This is a genomic window from Citrobacter sp. Cpo090 (assembly GCF_030332665.1).
GTDB classification, from domain to species: Bacteria; Pseudomonadota; Gammaproteobacteria; order Enterobacterales; family Enterobacteriaceae; genus Citrobacter; species Citrobacter portucalensis.
This window is the reverse complement of the sequence record NZ_JAOWHK010000025.1, coordinates 863604-882920: the sequence shown is the minus strand read 5'-3', so window position 1 is coordinate 882920 and position 19317 is coordinate 863604. Positions and strand designations below refer to the sequence as shown.

The 19317-nt window shown below is 50.1% G+C and carries 19 protein-coding genes; 12 read left to right on the top strand and 7 right to left on the bottom strand.

Annotated elements, in window-relative coordinates; all coding sequences use genetic code 11:
- Positions 1-7: 7 nt before the first annotated feature.
- Both OGY83_RS06955 and gapA read right to left on the bottom strand, forming a co-directional pair.
- A complete protein-coding gene (locus OGY83_RS06955; protein WP_286635567.1) occupies positions 8-892 on the bottom strand; it encodes a D-hexose-6-phosphate mutarotase in 885 nt (294 codons plus the stop codon).
- Between the two features lie 72 nt (positions 893-964).
- On the bottom strand, positions 965-1960 hold the full coding sequence (gapA, locus tag OGY83_RS06950; RefSeq protein ID WP_003030697.1) for a glyceraldehyde-3-phosphate dehydrogenase: 996 nt from the start codon (positions 1958-1960) through the stop codon (positions 965-967).
- 341 nt (positions 1961-2301) lie between these two features.
- On the opposite strand from gapA, the gene msrB reads away from it, so the two are divergent.
- The gene (gene msrB, locus OGY83_RS06945) at positions 2302-2715 is read left to right on the top strand and encodes a peptide-methionine (R)-S-oxide reductase MsrB (protein ID WP_003832475.1); all 414 of its coding nucleotides are present in this window, start codon (positions 2302-2304) and stop codon (positions 2713-2715) included.
- A gap of 42 nt (positions 2716-2757) precedes the next feature.
- Positions 2758-3033, top strand: a complete 276-nt coding sequence (locus OGY83_RS06940) for a YeaC family protein (RefSeq protein ID WP_003030693.1) — start codon at positions 2758-2760, stop codon at positions 3031-3033.
- 44 nt (positions 3034-3077) lie between these two features.
- Here OGY83_RS06940 and yajD read toward each other — a convergent pair whose 3' ends face one another.
- Positions 3078-3422 (bottom strand): HNH nuclease YajD, encoded by a 345-nt coding sequence (yajD, locus tag OGY83_RS06935; protein WP_003832478.1) that lies wholly within the window; start codon positions 3420-3422, stop codon positions 3078-3080.
- 93 nt (positions 3423-3515) lie between these two features.
- The gene (gene chiD, locus OGY83_RS06930; protein WP_286635566.1) at positions 3516-4769 is read right to left on the bottom strand and encodes a chitinase ChiD; all 1254 of its coding nucleotides are present in this window, start codon (positions 4767-4769) and stop codon (positions 3516-3518) included.
- A 296-nt stretch (positions 4770-5065) separates the two neighbouring features.
- Between chiD and OGY83_RS06925 the strand changes: the two genes are divergently transcribed.
- The 8 genes from OGY83_RS06925 (at position 5066) to OGY83_RS06890 (ending at position 13809) form a co-directional block, all read left to right on the top strand.
- Positions 5066-6142, top strand: coding sequence for a zinc-binding dehydrogenase (locus OGY83_RS06925; RefSeq protein WP_286635565.1), 1077 nt, complete (start codon positions 5066-5068; stop codon positions 6140-6142).
- A 26-nt stretch (positions 6143-6168) separates the two neighbouring features.
- A complete protein-coding gene (locus OGY83_RS06920) occupies positions 6169-7548 on the top strand; it encodes an MFS transporter (protein WP_286635564.1) in 1380 nt (459 codons plus the stop codon).
- A 17-nt stretch (positions 7549-7565) separates the two neighbouring features.
- Positions 7566-8609 (top strand): NAD(P)-dependent alcohol dehydrogenase, encoded by a 1044-nt coding sequence (locus OGY83_RS06915; RefSeq protein ID WP_286635563.1) that lies wholly within the window; start codon positions 7566-7568, stop codon positions 8607-8609.
- 24 nt (positions 8610-8633) lie between these two features.
- Entirely contained in the window at positions 8634-9470 is an 837-nt protein-coding gene (locus OGY83_RS06910) for a ketose-bisphosphate aldolase (protein WP_079938513.1), read from the top strand.
- Positions 9471-9474: 4 nt separating this feature from the next.
- On the top strand, positions 9475-10422 hold the full coding sequence (locus OGY83_RS06905; RefSeq protein ID WP_079938514.1) for a carbohydrate kinase family protein: 948 nt from the start codon (positions 9475-9477) through the stop codon (positions 10420-10422).
- 9 nt (positions 10423-10431) lie between these two features.
- Positions 10432-11415, top strand: a complete 984-nt coding sequence (ydjG, locus tag OGY83_RS06900; protein ID WP_079938515.1) for an NADH-dependent methylglyoxal reductase — start codon at positions 10432-10434, stop codon at positions 11413-11415.
- 136 nt (positions 11416-11551) lie between these two features.
- Entirely contained in the window at positions 11552-12310 is a 759-nt protein-coding gene (locus OGY83_RS06895) for a DeoR/GlpR family DNA-binding transcription regulator (protein ID WP_286635562.1), read from the top strand.
- Positions 12311-12450: 140 nt separating this feature from the next.
- On the top strand, positions 12451-13809 hold the full coding sequence (locus OGY83_RS06890) for an MFS transporter (RefSeq protein ID WP_286635561.1): 1359 nt from the start codon (positions 12451-12453) through the stop codon (positions 13807-13809).
- A 37-nt stretch (positions 13810-13846) separates the two neighbouring features.
- On the opposite strand, the gene pncA is transcribed toward OGY83_RS06890, so the two are convergent.
- From pncA to sppA, 3 genes are read right to left on the bottom strand one after another with little or no spacing between them, the layout of a single operon-like run.
- Positions 13847-14485: a bifunctional nicotinamidase/pyrazinamidase gene (gene pncA, locus OGY83_RS06885; RefSeq protein ID WP_502873072.1), complete on the bottom strand. Its 639-nt coding sequence runs from the start codon at positions 14483-14485 to the stop codon at positions 13847-13849.
- Between the two features lie 13 nt (positions 14486-14498).
- On the bottom strand, positions 14499-15515 hold the full coding sequence (gene ansA / locus OGY83_RS06880) for an asparaginase (protein ID WP_286635559.1): 1017 nt from the start codon (positions 15513-15515) through the stop codon (positions 14499-14501).
- 55 nt (positions 15516-15570) lie between these two features.
- A complete protein-coding gene (gene sppA / locus OGY83_RS06875; protein WP_286635558.1) occupies positions 15571-17427 on the bottom strand; it encodes a signal peptide peptidase SppA in 1857 nt (618 codons plus the stop codon).
- A 175-nt stretch (positions 17428-17602) separates the two neighbouring features.
- Between sppA and OGY83_RS06870 the strand changes: the two genes are divergently transcribed.
- Positions 17603-18154 (top strand): NAD(P)H nitroreductase, encoded by a 552-nt coding sequence (locus OGY83_RS06870; RefSeq protein ID WP_286635557.1) that lies wholly within the window; start codon positions 17603-17605, stop codon positions 18152-18154.
- 116 nt (positions 18155-18270) lie between these two features.
- Complete coding sequence (gene selD / locus OGY83_RS06865) at positions 18271-19314, top strand: selenide, water dikinase SelD (RefSeq protein WP_003832497.1); 1044 nt, start codon at positions 18271-18273, stop codon at positions 19312-19314.
- Positions 19315-19317 lie beyond the last annotated feature (3 nt).

Genomic DNA, 19317 nt, shown 5'->3' with positions numbered 1-19317 from the left:
AGCTGTGTTAGCGTTTAGCTACACGGATAGTCTGCGCGAGGCGAGATGGTTTTTCTTCGGTGGTTTTCTGCGGAGCGGTCGCGTAAGCCGTTTCTACGCAAACAAACGTTTTGTAGCCATCATCCGGCATGTCGCCCATGCTGACGGAAAGCGCCGGGCCAGGGTTCCAGCCCACGACATTCAGGTGATGGTGGTGGACAACGTCAATATTGCGATTCAACGCATCATCGTGAATCACGCTGCACGCTTCCGGATTCAGATAGACACGATCGGTGCGGTCCGGGAAGGTCTGGATACCATCAGCCAGCACATCTTCTTTAGCATCATTCACTTTATCGATCAGGCGATCGCCAAGACCACTGACTTTCACTGCCGCAATGTCACCAACGTTGAAATAGGTATGCAGTGCCGAGGTGGTTTCAAACTCACCATGAGCTTCAAGCTCCATCTCACAGGTGGCTCCCACTTTGAAACGGGCCAGCAGGCAAAACTCGTGCGGCCAAAGCTGACGCGTTTCAGCATTGCTCTGCAATTCAAACGTCAGCACCACGCCATTGTCGTCTTCGTTGTGCGCTTTCAGCGTCCATGGCAGGTTGCGGGCAAAACCATGCGAAGGCCGGCCCTGCTGAGCCGCCGGACCAAACCACGGCCAGCAAATTGGTACGCCGCCACGCAGCGCTACGCCGGTTTTAAACGGGGTATTGTTACTTAACCACAGGACTTCCTCTTCACCGTTTGGTTTCCAGGAAAGAAGGTGTGCGCCCTGCAGTGCGAAAGAAGCTTTAACCTGTGGGTGATCGACAACAAGAACCTCAAGCTCATCAAGCTGACGGCGGGAGAGGACAGGGGTAATTTGTTCGATTACCGGAAGTGCAAAAATTTTATTAATCATTACGCAATCCTTTCTTCAGGCAAAAAAAAGAGCGACCGTAGTCGCTCTTACAGATTACTGTTTCATCTCAACTTATTTGGAGATGTGAGCAATCAGGTCCAGAACTTTGTTGGAGTAGCCGGTTTCGTTGTCGTACCAGGATACCAGTTTCACGAAGTTGTCGTTCAGTGCGATACCAGCTTTAGCATCGAACACGGAAGTGCAAACTTCACCGTTGAAATCGGTAGATACTACGTCGTCTTCGGTGTAACCCAGAACGCCTTTCATCGGGCCTTCGGAAGCAGCTTTGATTGCTTTCTTAATTTCTTCGTAAGAAGCAGCTTTTTCCAGACGAACGGTCAGGTCAACAACGGATACGTTCGGGGTAGGAACGCGGAACGCCATACCAGTCAGTTTGCCGTTCAGTTCTGGCAGTACTTTACCTACAGCTTTAGCAGCACCGGTAGAGGACGGGATGATGTTCTGGGATGCGCCGCGGCCGCCGCGCCAGTCTTTGTGAGACGGGCCATCAACGGTTTTCTGAGTAGCGGTGGTCGCGTGAACAGTAGTCATCAGACCTTCGATGATGCCGAAGTTGTCGTTGATAACTTTAGCCAGCGGAGCCAGGCAGTTAGTGGTGCAGGAAGCGTTAGAAACGATGTCCTGACCTTCGTATTTGTCAAAGTTAGCGCCTTTAACAAACATCGGAGTGTTATCTTTGGACGGACCAGTCAGAACCACTTTTTTCGCGCCAGCAGTGATGTGCTTACGAGCGGTTTCGTCTGTCAGGAACAGGCCAGTAGCTTCAGCTACTACGTCAACACCAACTTCGTCCCATTTCAGGTTAGCCGGATCACGTTCAGCGGTAACACGGATTTTTTTACCGTTTACGATCAGATGACCGTCTTTCACTTCAACGGTACCGTTGAAACGGCCGTGAGTGGAGTCATATTTCAGCATGTAAGCCATGTAGTCAGCGTCTAACAGGTCGTTGATTGCAACGATCTCGATGTCAGAGCGTTCTTGAGCAGCACGGAAAACAATGCGACCGATACGGCCAAAACCGTTGATACCTACTTTGATAGTCATATATTCCACCAGCTATTTGTTAGTGAATAAAAGGTTGCCTGTAAAATTACAAAAACCTTACGCAGCGTCAAGCGGAATCGTGTCAATCATTGCGACAAATCAATCTGCTGCCTAAGCTTTGCGCAACTGACTCGCCTCACTCTTCCTTTGGGCTTGAAACCACATGGGGTCGGCGGCCCGAATTTTAAAGGGCAATCAAGATAAAAACGTGATTCTGATCACGAATTGCAGGCTGCCATTTCGCAAGGATCAAGTTTAGAACAAAAGTTCGCACTCCGGTGTTAATGTTTTGTTAGAATCTGTCTCGCGATGTGAGTTTAGATAAAGCGAGATGTGAGCAAATGGCTAATCAACCTTCTCCAGAAGAACTGAAAAAAAATTTAACCGAAATGCAGTTCTACGTGACCCAGAATCACGGGACAGAACCGCCATTTACCGGACGTTTGCTACATAACAAACGTGACGGCATCTACCACTGTTTGATCTGCGACAATCCGCTATTTCGTTCCGAGACAAAATATGACTCTGGCTGCGGCTGGCCCAGCTTTTACGAGCCTGTTAGCGATGAGGCTATCCGTTACATAAAAGATACGTCACACGGCATGCAGCGCATAGAAATCCGCTGCGGTAACTGTGATGCGCACCTGGGACACGTCTTCCCGGATGGTCCGAAACCTACCGGTGAACGGTACTGCGTTAACTCAGCGTCTTTGAACTTCACCGATGGTGAAAACGGTGAGCAAACCAAGGGTTGAAGAAACGATTCAGCAAATTATTCTACGGAGAGTGGATTTAACATGAATCTTGATGAGATGATCAACAGTATGACGCCGGAAGTTTATCAGCGCTTATCGACTGCCGTTGAACTCGGAAAATGGCCGGATGGCGTAGCGCTAACGGCAGAACAAAAAGAGAACAGCTTACAGCTGGTGATGTTATGGCAGGCGCGAAACAATATTGACGCGCAGCATATGACGATTGATACCAACGGTGAGATGGTGATGAAGAGCAAGCAGCAGTTGAAGGTTGAGTTTGGTATTACGCCCGAACCAATTGCGACGTTTAAATCCTGATTACCCTGGCCCGGCAAACATCTGTGTCGGGCCTGTTGTTGGTATTATTTCTTGTTCATCATCGCCTTCAGATCGGCGAACGGGTTGTATTTCGCTTCACCCACGGCCTTTTGCGCATCTTCTCCTGCAACCACCGTTGAACCATACTGATCCGCTTCTGTATATTTGGAATGCTCGTGATCGTGGCAGTACAGGCACAACATTTCCCAGTTGCTACCATCTTCCGGGTTATTCGAGTGATCGTGATCGATATGGTGTACCGTCAACTCGCGCAAATTTGAATAAACGAACTCACGGGAACAGCGTCCGCAGACCCAGGGAAAGAGTTTAAGCGCCTTTTCCCGGTAACCGACTTCCAGACGGGCGTAATTTTTAGGGATAAAAGCCATAAAGCTCATGCCTCCAGTAAGAAATGAAGAGCTGCGCCAAAAGCTGGCGCAGCAGAATGCGCTAATCATAACCTATTGTGTCAGGCGTTGGGATCAGTGTTTGATGCCTAACGAATCGGCTAACTGCTTCGCCAACTGATTATTGTCATCTGCGCCGTACTCCCAGAACATGGCGCCTCCCAATCCTTTGCTTTTGATGTAGTCGGCTTTGATCGCCACCGAACGCGGGTTTTCATAGGAGAGGGCAAAGAGTGTTTTTCCATCTGCAGACTGCACCGACAGCCACGGCACTTTCGCTTCATCATCCCAATGTTGGCTAAAGCGTTTTTGCGGATCGTTGATCAACTTCGCCACGATATCGTTGTACTTCACGTAGGTATCTTTGCTCAGGTCGACGCCCAGTGATTTGAACAACTCAATTTGAGGTGACCCGAAATAGGGCTGGGTAGCCGGGTTTTTCTGCGCGTCAGGTTTGCTCCAGTCAATACCAGGCTCAACGGCGCGTTTTGGTACGCGTCCATAAAAGCCAATGCCCAGATTCATTTGACTCGGTTTCAGACCGGCGGCGAGGTAGTTATTGACCACAAAATCGGCGCTGTACTTATCCGCCGCGGCGACCGTCGGCCATTGCGTCGAATCATACAGGTTCGAGTTGAAATACTGGGTGCCGTAAGCCATGTCATAGGTCATCAGGTTGATGTAGTCGAGCGATGGTGCAATGGCTTTTACATCCACCCAGTTTTTCGGACTTTCTGCATTTGCGCCTACGGCGATGGTCAGCAGTTTTTTATGCCCCAATGCAGCCCGTAGTTCTGTAAGCAACGCGGTAAAGTTAGCGCGGTCAGCCGGTTGGCTTTCGACCAGTCCCCAGGCGCCGTTAACCGGATATTCCCAGTCGAGGTCGATGCCATCCAGACCATATTTCGCAATTATCTCCTGCGCAGACTGAATAAACACCGCGCGTGTATCCTTCGTTGCTGCCGCACCAGAGAATCCACGCGCTCCCCAACCGCCGACGGAAAGCAACACTTTCAGGTTTGGATTTTGTTTACGTAGCTGCGGAATTTTCAGCAAATCATCCTGCACTTTCTGTGAAAGCCAAATCTGATGCAGTTTGCTGGCGTCTTTTAAGGCGTCATTGGTCTCGTCTTTTTCGTTGTTGTAGACAAGACCAAACGAATAGTTGAGATGGGTTATCTGTCGAACATCCAGTTTATTGATGTCGCCACCGGGACCGGCAGTGACGTCGCCGCCACCATTAAAGTAGCCAACTGACATCAGTGAACTGGCAGAAACAACGCTGGCGCAGAGCAGGGGTAATGCTGCCAACAAAGGCAATAGTTTCATCGGTGTTCCTCTTTGACAATTAAACAAGCAAACACGCCACGGAAATGGCGTGGCGAAAAAAACAACACCCGCAGGTTAACAGTTTCATAACAGGAAAAATGCGAAGGGGTTCACGCCATTTTAGCGAAGCGGCTGCCACGTTCACTTGGATTTCAGTTCATCTTTGCATTTATTTGTGATCTTGGTTGTGAAATACAGATCAAAATCTGTGTTTTAAAGATTTCGTGTTGACCTCAAAAATTATATGGATAAATATGATGGTCACTGATGCAAAACTAAACACAAAGGAAAATTCAATGAAAGCACTGGCAAGATTTGGCAAGGCCTTTGGCGGCTACAAGATGATTGATGTTCCGGAACCGGTATGTGGTCCGGATGACGTTTTGATTGAAATTAAGGCTGCTGCTATCTGCGGCGCAGACATGAAACACTACAATGTCGACAGTGGATCCGACCAGTTTAATTCGATTCGTGGTCATGAATTTGCGGGGCAAATTGTGCAGGTTGGTGACAAGGTTAAGGACTGGAAGGTGGGACAACGAGTCGTGTCTGACAACAGCGGGCACGTTTGTGGCGTTTGTCCGGCCTGTGAACAGGGCGATTTTCTTTGTTGTACAGAAAAGGTGAATTTGGGTCTGGACAATAATACCTGGGGCGGTGGGTTTTCGAAATATTGTCTGGTCCCTGGGGAAATCCTCAAAATTCACCGCCATGCTCTGTGGGAAATCCCGGCAGGGGTACATTATGAAGAGGCGGCGGTGCTGGACCCCATCTGCAACGCTTACAAATCTATCGCCCAGCAATCTAAATTCCTTCCAGGCCAGGATGTTGTGGTCTTTGGTACCGGTCCATTAGGACTCTTTTCTGTACAAATGGCGCGCATTATGGGGGCCGTTAATATTGTGATGGTTGGGCTGGAAGAGGATGTTGCCGTACGCTTCCCGATCGCCAAAGAGCTGGGCGCGACAGCTGTCGTTAACGGTTCGACCGAAGATGTGGTTGTACGCTGCCAGGAAATCTGCGGTAAAGACAATCTGGGGCTGGTCATCGAATGCTCTGGTGCCAATATCGCCCTTAAACAATCGATCGAAATGCTGCGTCCGAATGGTGAAGTCGTCCGAGTTGGCATGGGTTTTAAACCTCTCGATTTCTCCATCAACGACATCACCGCGTGGAATAAAAGCATCATTGGCCATATGGCCTACGACTCCACATCCTGGCGCAACGCCATACGCCTGCTGGCCAGCGGCGCAATCAACGTTAAACCGATGATCACTCACCGTATCGGCCTGTCGCAATGGCGCGAAGGGTTTGACGCCATGGTCGATAAAACTGCGATTAAAGTCATCATGACTTACGACTTTGATGAATAACATGTTTATTAAAAGGACGTTATCGCATGGAACAAATAGCAAAACCGCACTGCGGCGCCAGACTGGACAGGCTACCTGACTGCCGCTGGCACACGTCGATGTTTGCGATGGTTGCCTTTGGATTACTGGTTTGTTGGAGTAATGCCGTTGGCGGATTAATTCTCGCGCAATTAAAAGAACTTGGTTGGACCGATAATTCCACCACCGCCACGTTTTCTGCCATTACGACGGCGGGAATGTTTCTCGGTGCGCTCGGTGGGGGAATTATCGGCGATAAAACCGGACGTAAAAATGCATTTATCTTGTATGAAGCGATTCATATTATTTCTATGATCGTTGGTGCGTTTTCACCCAATATGACTTTCCTGATTGCCTGCCGTTTTGTAATGGGAGTTGGATTAGGTGCGCTGTTAGTGACCTTATTTGCCGGGTTTACCGAGTATATGCCAGGCCGAAATCGTGGAACCTGGTCCAGTCGGGTATCGTTTATTGGCAACTGGTCTTATCCACTCTGTTCGCTGATTGCGATGGGGCTGACGCCACTTATCAGCGCGGAATGGAACTGGCGCGTACAGTTGTTGATTCCTGCTGTGCTATCGCTCATAGCAACTGTTATTGCGTGGCGCAGTTTCCCTGAGTCGCCTCGCTGGCTGGAATCTCGTGGACGTTACCTAGAAGCTGAACAGGTGATGCGGGTAATTGAGGATGGTGTTGTTCGACAGACCGGCAAGCCGCTGCCACCAGTCGTAATAGATGATAATGGTAAACAACCGCGTTCTGTTCCGTACTCCGCATTATTAACCGGGGTGTTACTGAAGCGGGTTATTTTGGGTTCCTTTGTTCTGATTGCCATGAACGTCGTCCAGTACACCTTAATTAACTGGCTACCGACAATATTTATGACTCAGGGAATTAATCTGAAAGACTCCATTGTCTTAAATACCATGAGTATGTTCGGTGCGCCGTTTGGGATTTTTATCGCCATGCTGGTAATGGATAAAATTCCGAGAAAGACCATGGGTGTGGGGTTATTAGTGTTAATTGCTGTGCTGGGATATATCTATTCACTGCAAACTAGCATGCTGTTAATAACATTAATTGGTTTCTTCCTGATTACTTTTGTCTATATGTACGTTTGCTACGCCTCGGCAGTCTATGTTCCGGAAATATGGCCGACCGAAGCGAAACTTCGCGGTTCCGGTCTGGCTAATGCGGTAGGGCGTATCAGTGGTATCGCCGCGCCTTATGCGGTCGCGGTATTGCTTAACGGTTATGGAGTGACGGGTGTATTTGTACTGCTGGGTGCGGTCTCCATTATTGTCGCTGTCGCCATTGCTACCATCGGAATTGAAACCAAAGGCGTCTCTGTCGAAAGTCTCGGTATTGATGCAGTTACCAGCAAATAATATTGATGGGAAATAACATGAAGAATTCAAAAGCGATATTAAAAACGCCGGGCACGATGAAAATTATTGCCGCCGATATCCCGGTGCCAAAAGAGCACGAAGTACTGATTAAAGTGGAATACGTTGGAATTTGTGGGTCAGATGTTCACGGTTTCGAATCAGGTCCTTTTATTCCGCCGAAAGACCCAAACCAGGAAATTGGTCTGGGGCATGAATGTGCCGGTACGGTAGTGGCGGTAGGGAATCGGGTGACCAAATTTAAACCGGGGGACCGGGTGAACATTGAGCCTGGCGTGCCGTGCGGTCACTGCCGCTACTGTCTGGAAGGGAAATACAACATCTGCCCTGATGTCGACTTTATGGCCACGCAGCCTAATTATCGCGGCGCGCTAACCCACTATCTGTGCCATCCGGAGAGCTTCACTTACAAGTTGCCCGATAATATGGACACCATGGAAGGCGCTTTGGTAGAGCCTGCGGCGGTAGGGATGCATGCCGCAATGCTGGCGGACGTTAAGCCGGGTAAGAAAATCGTCATTCTGGGGGCTGGCTGTATTGGCTTAATGACCTTGCAAGCGTGTAAATGTCTGGGCGCAACCGACATTGCGGTGGTTGATGTCCTGGAAAAACGCCTTGCTATGGCCGAGCAGCTTGGGGCAACAACCGTGATTAATGGGGGGAAAGAGGACACCGTTGTCTGCTGCCAGCAATTCTCTGGCGATATGGGGGCGGACATAGTTTTCGAAACCGCAGGTTCAGCGATCACCGTTAAGCAGGCTCCGTATCTGGTAATGCGCGGCGGGAAAATCATGATCGTGGGTACTGTACCTGGTGATTCAGCGATTAATTTCCTCAAAATTAACCGTGAAGTGTCTATTCAGACCGTTTTCCGTTATGCCAACCGCTACCCGGTCACGATCGAAGCCATCTCCTCAGGGCGTTTTGATGTGAAGTCGATGGTGACGCATATTTACGATTATGAAGATGTTCAGCGCGCGTTTGATGAGTCAGTTAACAACAAACGTGAAATTATCAAAGGCGTTATTAAAGTTAACCATTAATTTATTGAAAAGGGAGAGACAACCATGCTGGCAGATATTAAATATTGGGAAAATGATGCTCAGAATAAACATTATGCGATTGCCCACTTTAACGTGTGGAATGCGGAAATGTTAATGGGGGTTATTGATGCGGCGGAAGAGTCTAAATCGCCGGTGATTATTTCATTCGGCACCGGCTTTGTGGGTAATACCTCGTTTGAAGATTTTTCACATATGATGGTTTCGATGGCGAAAAAAGCCTCGGTGCCGGTTATTACCCATTGGGATCACGGGCGCAGCATGGAAATTATCCATAACGCATGGACCCATGGAATGAATTCGTTGATGCGCGATGCCTCCGCCTTTGATTTCGAAGAGAATATTCGCCTGACTAAAGAGGCGGTGGACTTCTTCCATCCGTTGGGTATTCCGGTTGAAGCGGAGCTGGGGCACGTGGGGAATGAAACTGTTTATGAAGAAGCGCTGGCGGGCTATCACTATACTGACCCGAGCCAGGCGGCAGAATTTGTTGAGCGTACCGGCTGCGATTCTCTGGCGGTGGCGATTGGTAACCAGCATGGCGTCTACACCTCTGAACCGAAACTGAATTTCGACGTGGTCAAACGCGTGCGCGAGGCGGTATCCGTTCCGCTGGTGCTGCACGGCGCGTCCGGCATTAGTGATGCGGATATCAAAAAAGCCATTTCATTAGGTATTTCGAAAATCAATATTCATACCGAACTGTGCCAGGCGGCAATGGCGGCGGTGCAGGAGAACCAGAATCAGCCGTTCCTGCACGTTGAGCGTGAAGTTCGCAAAGCGGTAAAAGAGCGCGCGCTGGAGAAAATCAAACTGTTTGGCTCTGACGGTAAAGCGGAATGACAATATGGATAATATCGAGGTTATTTGTATAGGGGCGGCAATTGTTGATATTCCCTTGCAACCAGTGAGTAAAAATATCTTTGATGTTGACTCTTATCCATTAGAACGAATAGCCATGACCACGGGAGGCGACGCGATTAATGAGGCGACGATTATTTCGCGCCTTGGCCATCGCACGGCGTTAATGAGTCGGCTAGGTAATGATGCAGCCGGTTATTTTATTGTCGATCACTGCCATCGGGAGAATATTGATATTAAAAGCCTAAAGCAGGATGCTGATATTGATACTTCCATTAACGTGGGTTTAGTCACCGCTGATGGTGAACGCACCTTTGTGACTAACCGTAACGGCAGCTTATGGAAACTGAATATAAACGATGTTGATTTTGATCGTTTCTCTCAGGCAAAGCTGCTGTCGCTGGCGAGTATTTTTAATAGCCCGTTGTTGGATGGCGATGCACTGACGGCAATTTTCACGCAGGCGAAAGTGCATAAGCTCATTATCTGCGCGGATATGATTAAACCGCGACTGAATGAAACGCTGGACGACATCCGTGAAGCGCTGAGCTACGTGGATTATCTGTTTCCCAATTTTGAAGAGGCAAAACTGCTCACCGGGAAAGAGACGCTGGATGAGATTGCCGACAGTTTCCTGAACTGTGGCGTGAAAACCGTCGTGATTAAGACCGGCAAAAGAGGCTGCTTTATCAAACGTGACGATATGAAAATGGTAGTCCCGGCCGTGTCGGGGATTACCGCCATCGACACCATCGGCGCGGGGGATAACTTTGCTTCAGGATTTATCTCCGCGCTGCTTGAAGGCAAACCGCTTCGCGACTGCGCGCTGTTTGCTAATGCAACGGCGGCAATATCGGTACTGAGCGTGGGCGCCACGACGGGTGTGAAGAACAGAAAGCTGGTTGAACAACTTCTTGACGAATACGAAGGGTAATAGCGGCAGATGAAAATGATTCCTTTAGGCAGTACGGATATTACGCTCTCCCGCATGGGATTAGGTACATGGGCCATTGGCGGCGGTCCGGCATGGAATGGCGATCTCGATCTGCAGATTTGTATTGATACCATTGTTGAGGCGCATCGCTGCGGTATCAATCTGATTGATACCGCGCCAGGCTACAACTTTGGCAACAGTGAAGTGATTGTCGGTCAGGCGCTGAAAAAGTTGCCGCGCAGTGAGGTAGTCGTTGAAACCAAATGCGGCATCGTCTGGGAGCGAACAGGCAGCCTGTTTAACAAAGTGGGCGATCGCCAGCTGTATAAAAACCTCACGCCTGAGTCTATTCGGGAGGAGGTTGATGCCAGCCTGCAAAGATTGGGTATCGACAGTATTGATATCTATATGACCCACTGGCAGTCGGTCGAACCCTGTTTTACGCCGATTGCGGAAACCGTAGACACGCTGAACGCACTGAAAAAAGAGGGGAAAATCCGTTCGATTGGTGCGGCGAACGTCGATTCCGGGCATATCAGGGAATATCTCAAACACGGTGAGCTGGATATCATCCAGGCCAAGTACAGCATTCTTGACCGGGCGCTGGAAGCTGATCTGCTGCCGCTATGCCAGCAGAATGGCATCATCGTACAGGTATATTCACCGCTTGAGCAGGGGTTGTTGACCGGTACTATCGCCCGAGATTATGTTCCTGGCGGCGCGCGGGCTAACAAGGTCTGGTTTCAGCGGGAAAATATGCTGCGGGTGATTGATATGCTAGAGCAGTGGCAGCCGCTGTGTGAAAAATACCGCTGCACAATCCCAGCACTAGCTCTGGCGTGGATTTTAAAGCAAAGCGATTTGATCACCTTACTGAGTGGCGCAACTGCACCTGAACAGGTTCGCGAGAACGTCGAGGCGTTAACCATTCCCCTGACAGATGATGATTCATTATTGATGAGGCGAATGGCAGAAGCGTTGGATATAAATTAAGTCAGATAGAATTGACCTCTGTTTCTGTGTAAAAGAGTATTGAAATCTGTGATTCAGACATGTTCTTTTGAAAATAAACATAGCCTGTGAGATACTAGGGTCTTATTATTACTTTGCAGGAAACAGAGGTGTCATCGTGGCGGCAAAAGACAGGATTCAAGCCATTAAGCAAATGGTGGCTAACGATAAAAAAGTGGCGGTATCTAATTTAAGTTCAATCTTTCAGGTGACTGAGGAAACGATTCGCCGCGATCTTGAAAAACTGGAAGATGAAGGATTTTTGACCCGAACATATGGCGGTGCTGTGCTCAATACCACCGCGTTGTCCGACAATATTCATTTTTATAAGCGTGCAAAATCTTTCTTCGAAGAAAAGCAGATCATTGCCCGTAATGCGTTACCGTTTATTAAAAATAAGACCACAATGGCTGCCGACTCCAGCAGTACCGCGATGGAGTTATTAAAGCTGTTGAAGGAAAGAAACGATCTGACATTGCTTACCAATTCGGCTGAAGCATTCCATGAGCTGGCGCAGTCAGAAATTAACGTGGTTTCTACCGGCGGTGAGCTGAATAAGAATACGCTGTCACTGCAGGGAAGAATCACCAAGGAGATTATCAGCCGTTATCATGTTGATATCATGGTGATGAGCTGCAAAGGTTTAGATATGCAGAGTGGGGCGCTAGATTCTAATGAAGCGGAAGCGGAAATCAAAAAAACCATGATCCGCCAGGCGACTGAGGTGGCCCTGTTAGTTGATCACTCAAAGTTTGATCGTAAAGCTTTCGTACGGCTCGTGGACTTTAGCCATATTAATTACCTAATAACCAATAAGGCACCGGGTGCAGAGTGGACTGCATTTTGCAAAGAGAATAATATTCAACTCGTTTATTAGCTATAACGAGGGTTGTGTCGATATTATTTTAGTTTGCACCTGGGAAATGCCATAAGAATCTAATGATGATGGATGGCGCGGCAAAATTGTTTCTGCCGCGATCGCCATACTTTCTATTTAGCTGAATTTGAGGCATCCAGATGGAAAAATGTGACCCTATCGGCGCAAGATTAGATCGCTTACCTTTATCTCGATTTCATTTTCGTATTTTCGGCATTATTAGTTTTAGTTTATTAATAACCGGTTTTCTCAGCTATTCCGGGAATGTGGTATTAGCAAAACTAGTCAGCACTGGCTGGTCCAACAATTATCTTAATGCCGCGTTTAGCTCAGCGCTGATGTTCGGCTACTTTATCGGTTCACTAGCCGGGGGCTTTATTGGTGATTATCTCGGTCGACGCAAAGCGTTCCGCATCAATTTGTTAATCGTCGGGGCCTCAGCCTGCGTTGCAACGTTTGTGCCCAACATGTACTGGCTTATCTTCTTCCGTTGCCTGATGGGGATTGGAATGGGGGCGCTAATTATGGTGGGCTATGCCTCATTTACAGAATTCATTCCACCCGCGGTTCGTGGGAAATGGTCTGCCCGTCTGTCATTTGTCGGCAACTGGGCACCAATGCTATCTGCGGCAATTGGCGTCGTGATTATTGCACTTGTAAGCTGGCGGGTGATGTTTCTGCTCGGTGGCATAGCAATGCTGTTGGCCTGGTATCTGTCGGGAAAATACTATATTGAATCCCCACGTTGGCTGGCTGGCAAAGGGCAGAGAAGCGAAGCTGAAAAACATCTTATGCAGGTGGAATCGCAAATTGAGAAAGAAAAAAACATCACGTTACCATCCTGCCGGAACGAATGCTCGTCGGCGGATTTAAGCACGATAAGTGGTTCATTTTGGCTCTTGTTTAAGGGGCCAATGTTGCGCTGTACATTGGTGGCGATTACGGTGCTTATCGCAATGAATATTTCGCTCTATACCATTACGGTATGGATCCCGACGATATTTGTTAATTCGGGAATCGATGTAACGAAATCCATATTTATGACCGCGATAATTATGATTGGCGCGCCGGTTGGGATATTTATTGCTGCGTTAATTATCGATCGCTTTCCACGGCGATTGTTTGGCTCATTCTTGTTAATTATTATCGCATTGCTCGGATATTTCTATTCGCTTCAAACTGAAGAATGGGCCATTCTGAGTTACGGGCTGGTGATGATTTTTTTTCTGTATATGTATGTCTGCTTTGCCTCTGCAGTTTATGTCCCGGAACTATGGCCCACGCACCTTAGATTGAGAGGATCAGGTTTTGTGAATGCGGTGGGAAGGATTGTCGCTGTGTTTACGCCCTATGGCGTCGCTATTTTGTTGACCCGCTATGGCTCGGTTACGGTCTTTATCGTGCTAGGAGTAATGTTGGTGCTATGTGCGCTGATTCTTTTTTGTTTTGGCATCGAGACACGCAAAGTATCGCTGGAAGAGATTTCAGCGCTGGCCTGAGATAACGCGCCGACAGGAGCGACCCTGTCGGCATCACTTACGACTGGGTTTCCAGCCAGTCGTCCAACGTATACAGCGTTGCACCCGCTGCCGCCATTTCCATAAAGGCGTTTGCACTGTCATGGGGTTGAATATTAACGCCACGGCACCCGTCGGTAATAACGCTGACGGTGTAACCAAGATCGAGCGCATCCAGTACGGTGAATTTAACGCAATAGTCGGTAGCCAGACCCATGATGATGAGCTCGGCAATGCGGTGTTCGAGTAGCCATGCATTCAGCGCGGTAGCCTGACGACGGCCGTTATCAAAAAACGCACTGTAGCTATCGACCAGCGGGTTCTCACCTTTAGTGAACGTTTGGGTAATCGCACGCTGGTTCAGCAGCGGATGCAAAGCCGCACCTTCGCTGTTTTGTACGCAATGATCGGGCCAGAACGTCTGCGCCAGGCCATCGAGTTGTCCCTGGCTGTAGGGCTCGACCTGATGCTGGCTGGCAAAACTACCGTGATTAGCCGGGTGCCAGTCCAGACTGGCAACGACCGTGTCGCCGCGTATGGCACACCAGTCAATCAGGCGGTTGGCGATATCGATTGTGCTGTCTCCTTGCTGAACGGCGAGAGCGCCACCGGCACAAAAGTCATTTTGTAAATCGACCAACAGTAAGGCTCGGGCCATGGGCATAGACTCCTTATTCGTCCGGGGTGAGCTCGCCGCGCAGATTTTGCGTCATTGCTTCACGAATTGTCTGCGTATCCAGTCCCTGACTCAGCAAATAGTGCAGTTTGGTGAGTGTAGCTTCGACGGTCATATCCGCGCCGCCAATCACGCCAGCATGCGCCAGCGCATTCCCTGTCGCGTAGCCCCCCATATTCACCTTGCCGGACATACACTGCGTAAGGTTCACCACCACAATGCCACGTGAGCTCGCATCTTCAAGTTCTTTCAGGAACTCTTTATTCTGCGGCGCATTGCCCACTCCGTAGGAGCGCAAAATTAATGCTTTTACAGGCTGGCGCAGGAAGTTGCGTACTACATCAGCGGAGATCCCTGGATAAATGGTGACCACGCCAATCGGTTGTGGAGTAATGGGGTGAACAATCAACTCACCTGTGCCGTGGGGGGCGAGCGGTGTTCCCAGCCGACGGATATGGATCCCGGCTTCCAGCAGTGGTGCAAGGTTGGGTGAGGCAAACGCGTCAAAACCATCAGCATGCGCTTTAGTGGTCCGGTTGCCACGAAACAATCGATTGTTGAAAAACAGGGTAACTTCATTAATCGGGTAATTTGCTGCAACGTACAACGCATTCAGCAAATTGATTTGACCGTCTGAACGTAGCTCTGCCAGCGGAATTTGTGACCCTGTCACAATGACCGGTTTACCCAGATTCTCCAGCATGAAAGAGAGCGCCGAAGCCGTAAACGCCATGGTGTCAGTACCGTGCAGGATGACAAAACCATCGTAATCGTCGTAGTGCGCTTTAATGTCTTCCGCAATATGCTGCCAGTCTTCTGGCGTCATGTCGGAGGAGTCCATCAGCGGGACGTATTCGTGGATGGTAAAGTCTGGCATCTCTGGGCGGTGGAATTCAGGCATCAGTGCCAGCTGACGCTGGAGATGGCCGGACACAGGAATATAACCCTGTTCTGAGCGCTGCATACCAATGGTACCGCCGGTATAGGCAACGTAAATCGATTTCTTTTGCATGACTTTTCTTCTGTCTGAAAGAAAACCCCTCTTCATCCCGAAGAGGGGTCAATAGTTAGCGAACGTTGGCGCAGGTCAGGCAAAACGCATAGCGGTTTTGCGGATCGTTAAACGCGGCCAGCTTATCGCTTTCCGCTTTAACCGTACTAGCCGCAGAAGCGAGCGGAGCCGGGAGCATCGCCTGGATAGCTTCGGGCAGCATGGCACGAACGGAACCGGACATGCTGTCCATCACCATATCAACGAATGTCGGTTCGTCCTGATAATACTCAATGTGCCATTGTTTCAGTTTGGCCAGCTCAGCCGCTTTTGCCACGGCGTCATCAAAATCACCCAGACTGTCTACCAGACCGTTGGCTTTCGCATCCTGGCCGGTCCAGACGTGGCCCTGCGCGATTTTGTCAATCTGCTCAGGCGTTGTCTTACGCGCATCTGCGACCAGCGTGATAAAGCGCTTATAGCCGTTCTCGATGCTCAGTTGCATCATTTGCTGCACTTCAGGCGGTAACGCTTTGGTGATGGAGATATCCGCCAGTGGGGATGTCGCCACGCCGTCAGTGTGTACACCAATGGAATCCAGACTGTTTTCCACAGTGTTGATCACGCCAAAGATCCCGATTGAACCGGTCAGCGTGCTGGGGTTCGCCACAATGTAGCTTGCTGGGGTGGAGATCCAGTACCCGCCGGATGCCGCCATGCCGCCCATGGACACGACAACCGGTTTGCCTGCCGCTTTTGCCGCAGCCAGCTCAGCGCGAATGACTTCGGAGGCGCTGACGCTGCCGCCAGGGCTGTTCACTCGCAGCACAATTGCTTTCACTTTCGGATCAAGACGTGCTTCGCGGATCTGCGCGGCAGTTGTGTCACCGCCCACATTCCCAGGGGTTTCTTCTCCGTCCATAATTGCGCCATTCGCGAAGACGACGCCAATACTGTCCCCGGTATCCGCTGGCGTTTTCAGCGAATAATCGTAATAGCTGACGGCGCGATAATTTTTATCCGCTTTGCTCCAGCCAAACTGTTTGGTCAGCATTTTTTCGACTTCGGCGCTGGAGACCAGTGCATCCACCAGTTTGTTGTCGAGCGCATATTTCGCGGTATCACCATCGACTTTTGTCAAACCATCCAGCATGGCCTGTGCGCCCGGGAACACCTGCTGAGCAGGGATCTGGCGGTTGGCAGCGACCGTGTCGAGATAGTTCTGCCACAGCTCGCCGATCCAGCGGCTGTCGGCTTCACGCGCGGCAGGTGACATATCATCACGGATAAACGGCTCTACGGCAGACTTATAAGTCCCAACACGGAATACGTGCGTGGAAACTTTCAGCTTGTCGAGCAGGGACTTGTAGTACAAACCGTTGGTGGCAAAGCCATGCAGATCAACGGAACCCTGCGGAGAGAGATAAATTTTATTGGCGAAACTGGCGAGGTAGTACTGCCCCTGGCTGAAGTTATCGCCCACGGCAAAGACCGGTTTGCCGCTGTCGCGGAATTCCCGCAGCGCTTTACCGATATACTGCATGGAAGGCTGGTCGGCCCCGGCAAAATTTTTCAGATCCATCACAATGCCGGTGATGTTGCGATCATCTTTTGCCTGGCGAATGGTATTCACGATATCGAACAGGGAGTTTTCCTGCAGACGATCGGAACTGGCGCCAAACAGCTGACGACCAATGACGCTTAAGCGGCTGGTGCTCGAAGGTTTGTCGACGATCACCCCCGAGATATCCAGCAGCAGTGCGCCTCGCTCAGCGTGTTCGCTGGTATTGCTGCTGCTGACTTGCATCCAGATCCCCACGCCCACCAGCACCAAAAAGATGAAGAACAGGTTAAGCACAAATTCACGGACGAAATTAAGTAATCGCCATGTCCATTTAAAAAATCCGGCAATAAATCGCCACAGGGTTCGCATGTATTCTCCCTACCGATTAACAACACGCCATCCCGAAATCCCGGAGAAAGGCGATAAGATGAGGCTATCGTAATGACCCGACAGGCACTTGTCAGCAGGAATCACCGCCTGTGCTGTAACAAAATCCGCTCACGTGTTAATTTTGTGAACAAATCTCATTGTTGGAGTTAAGCAAATGGATGCACTCGAATTACTGATTACCCGTCGTAGCGCCTCTCGTCTCGTCGAGCCGGCCCCGGCAGGAGAGCAACTGCAAAACATTCTGCGGGCGGGAATGCGCGCGCCAGACCACAAAACGCTGCAACCGTGGCAATTTTTTGTCATTGAGGGTGAAGGGCGTGAGCGTTTTAGCGCAGTGCTTGAAAAAGGCGCGATTGCCGCAGGCAGTGGTGAGAAAGCCCAGGAAAAAGCGCGCAGCGCACCGTTTCGCGCGCCGCTGATTATTACCGTGGTGGCGAAATGTGAAGAAAACGACAAGGTTCCTCTGTGGGAACAAGAAATGTCTGCCGGTTGTGCGGTGATGGCGATGCAGATGGCCGCAATTGCCCAGGGCTTTGGCGGTATCTGGCGCAGTGGTGCATTAACCGAAAGTGCGGTCGTTCGCGAAGCATTCGACTGTCGCCCGCAAGATAAAATTGTCGGTTTCCTCTATCTGGGCACACCGCAGTTAAAAGCATCCACGACGATTAACCTTGCCGATCCGGGCGCATTCGTCCGTTATTTCTGATATCAACGGCAAAACTGTCTGGATTCTGAGCAAAGACACCCGAATTCAGACAGTCACTCTTACCACATCATGGAATGAGCGCTACCATATCCGGATTGCAATGACAGGAGATGTCCATGAGCGAGCAAGCTATTCGTTTAACGCAATACAGCCACGGAGCCGGTTGCGGTTGTAAAATTTCCCCAAAAGTGCTGGAAACCATCCTGCACAGCGAGCAGGCGAAGTTTGTTGATCCGAACTTACTGGTGGGTAATGAAACCCGCGACGACGCGGCCGTATACGATCTGGGAAACGGCACCAGCGTTATCAGCACCACCGATTTCTTTATGCCGATTGTCGATAATCCGTTTGATTTTGGCCGCATCGCGGCGACTAACGCCATCAGCGATATTTTCGCTATGGGCGGCAAACCGATTATGGCAATTGCTATTCTGGGCTGGCCGCTTGATAAGCTGGCGCCGGAAATCGCCCGCGAAGTAACCGAAGGCGGACGCTTTGCCTGCCGTCAGGCGGGTATTGCGCTGGCGGGCGGTCACTCTATTGATGCCCCAGAGCCTATCTTTGGACTTGCGGTAACCGGCGTTGTGCCGACCGAACGCGTGAAGAAAAACAGCACCGCCGAGGCCGGATGTAAGTTGTTCCTGACCAAGCCGCTGGGGATTGGCGTCCTGACTACCGCAGAGAAAAAATCACTGCTGAAGGAAGAACACAAAGGACTGGCGACGGAAGTGATGTGCCGGATGAACATTGCCGGTGCGGCATTTGCCGATATCGACGGTGTAAAAGCCATGACCGACGTGACCGGTTTTGGTCTGTTAGGGCATCTGAGTGAGATGTGTCAGGGCGCAGGCGTTCAGGCGCAAATCGTCTACCAGGATATTCCTAAGCTGCCTGGCGTTGAAGAATACATCGCGCAGGGCGCAGTGCCGGGGGGTACCCAACGTAACTTTGCCAGCTACGGACACCTGATGGGTGAAATGCCGCAATCGGTACGCGATCTGCTGTGCGATCCGCAAACGTCCGGTGGCCTGTTGCTGGCGGTAACGCCGGAAGCTGAAGCCGAAGTGAAAGCGGCAGCGGCGCAGTTCGGTATCGATCTCACCGCCATTGGTGAGTTAGTGGAAGCTCGTGGCGGTCGCGCCATGGTTGAGATTCGTTAACTC

What these genes read in the sequence shown, in the direction of transcription:
- OGY83_RS06955 (WP_286635567.1), bottom strand. Translation starts at nt 892, where the DNA reads ATGATTAATAAAATTTTTGCACTTCCGGTAATCGAACAAATTACCCCT.
- gapA (WP_003030697.1), bottom strand. Translation starts at nt 1,960, where the DNA reads ATGACTATCAAAGTAGGTATCAACGGTTTTGGCCGTATCGGTCGCATT.
- msrB (WP_003832475.1), top strand. Translation starts at nt 2,302, where the DNA reads ATGGCTAATCAACCTTCTCCAGAAGAACTGAAAAAAAATTTAACCGAA.
- OGY83_RS06940 (WP_003030693.1), top strand. Translation starts at nt 2,758, where the DNA reads ATGAATCTTGATGAGATGATCAACAGTATGACGCCGGAAGTTTATCAG.
- yajD (WP_003832478.1), bottom strand. Translation starts at nt 3,422, where the DNA reads ATGGCTTTTATCCCTAAAAATTACGCCCGTCTGGAAGTCGGTTACCGG.
- chiD (WP_286635566.1), bottom strand. Translation starts at nt 4,769, where the DNA reads ATGAAACTATTGCCTTTGTTGGCAGCATTACCCCTGCTCTGCGCCAGC.
- OGY83_RS06925 (WP_286635565.1), top strand. Translation starts at nt 5,066, where the DNA reads ATGAAAGCACTGGCAAGATTTGGCAAGGCCTTTGGCGGCTACAAGATG.
- OGY83_RS06920 (WP_286635564.1), top strand. Translation starts at nt 6,169, where the DNA reads ATGGAACAAATAGCAAAACCGCACTGCGGCGCCAGACTGGACAGGCTA.
- OGY83_RS06915 (WP_286635563.1), top strand. Translation starts at nt 7,566, where the DNA reads ATGAAGAATTCAAAAGCGATATTAAAAACGCCGGGCACGATGAAAATT.
- OGY83_RS06910 (WP_079938513.1), top strand. Translation starts at nt 8,634, where the DNA reads ATGCTGGCAGATATTAAATATTGGGAAAATGATGCTCAGAATAAACAT.
- OGY83_RS06905 (WP_079938514.1), top strand. Translation starts at nt 9,475, where the DNA reads ATGGATAATATCGAGGTTATTTGTATAGGGGCGGCAATTGTTGATATT.
- ydjG (WP_079938515.1), top strand. Translation starts at nt 10,432, where the DNA reads ATGAAAATGATTCCTTTAGGCAGTACGGATATTACGCTCTCCCGCATG.
- OGY83_RS06890 (WP_286635561.1), top strand. Translation starts at nt 12,451, where the DNA reads ATGGAAAAATGTGACCCTATCGGCGCAAGATTAGATCGCTTACCTTTA.
- pncA (WP_502873072.1), bottom strand. Translation starts at nt 14,485, where the DNA reads ATGGCCCGAGCCTTACTGTTGGTCGATTTACAAAATGACTTTTGTGCC.
- ansA (WP_286635559.1), bottom strand. Translation starts at nt 15,515, where the DNA reads ATGCAAAAGAAATCGATTTACGTTGCCTATACCGGCGGTACCATTGGT.
- sppA (WP_286635558.1), bottom strand. Translation starts at nt 17,427, where the DNA reads ATGCGAACCCTGTGGCGATTTATTGCCGGATTTTTTAAATGGACATGG.
- OGY83_RS06870 (WP_286635557.1), top strand. Translation starts at nt 17,603, where the DNA reads ATGGATGCACTCGAATTACTGATTACCCGTCGTAGCGCCTCTCGTCTC.
- selD (WP_003832497.1), top strand. Translation starts at nt 18,271, where the DNA reads ATGAGCGAGCAAGCTATTCGTTTAACGCAATACAGCCACGGAGCCGGT.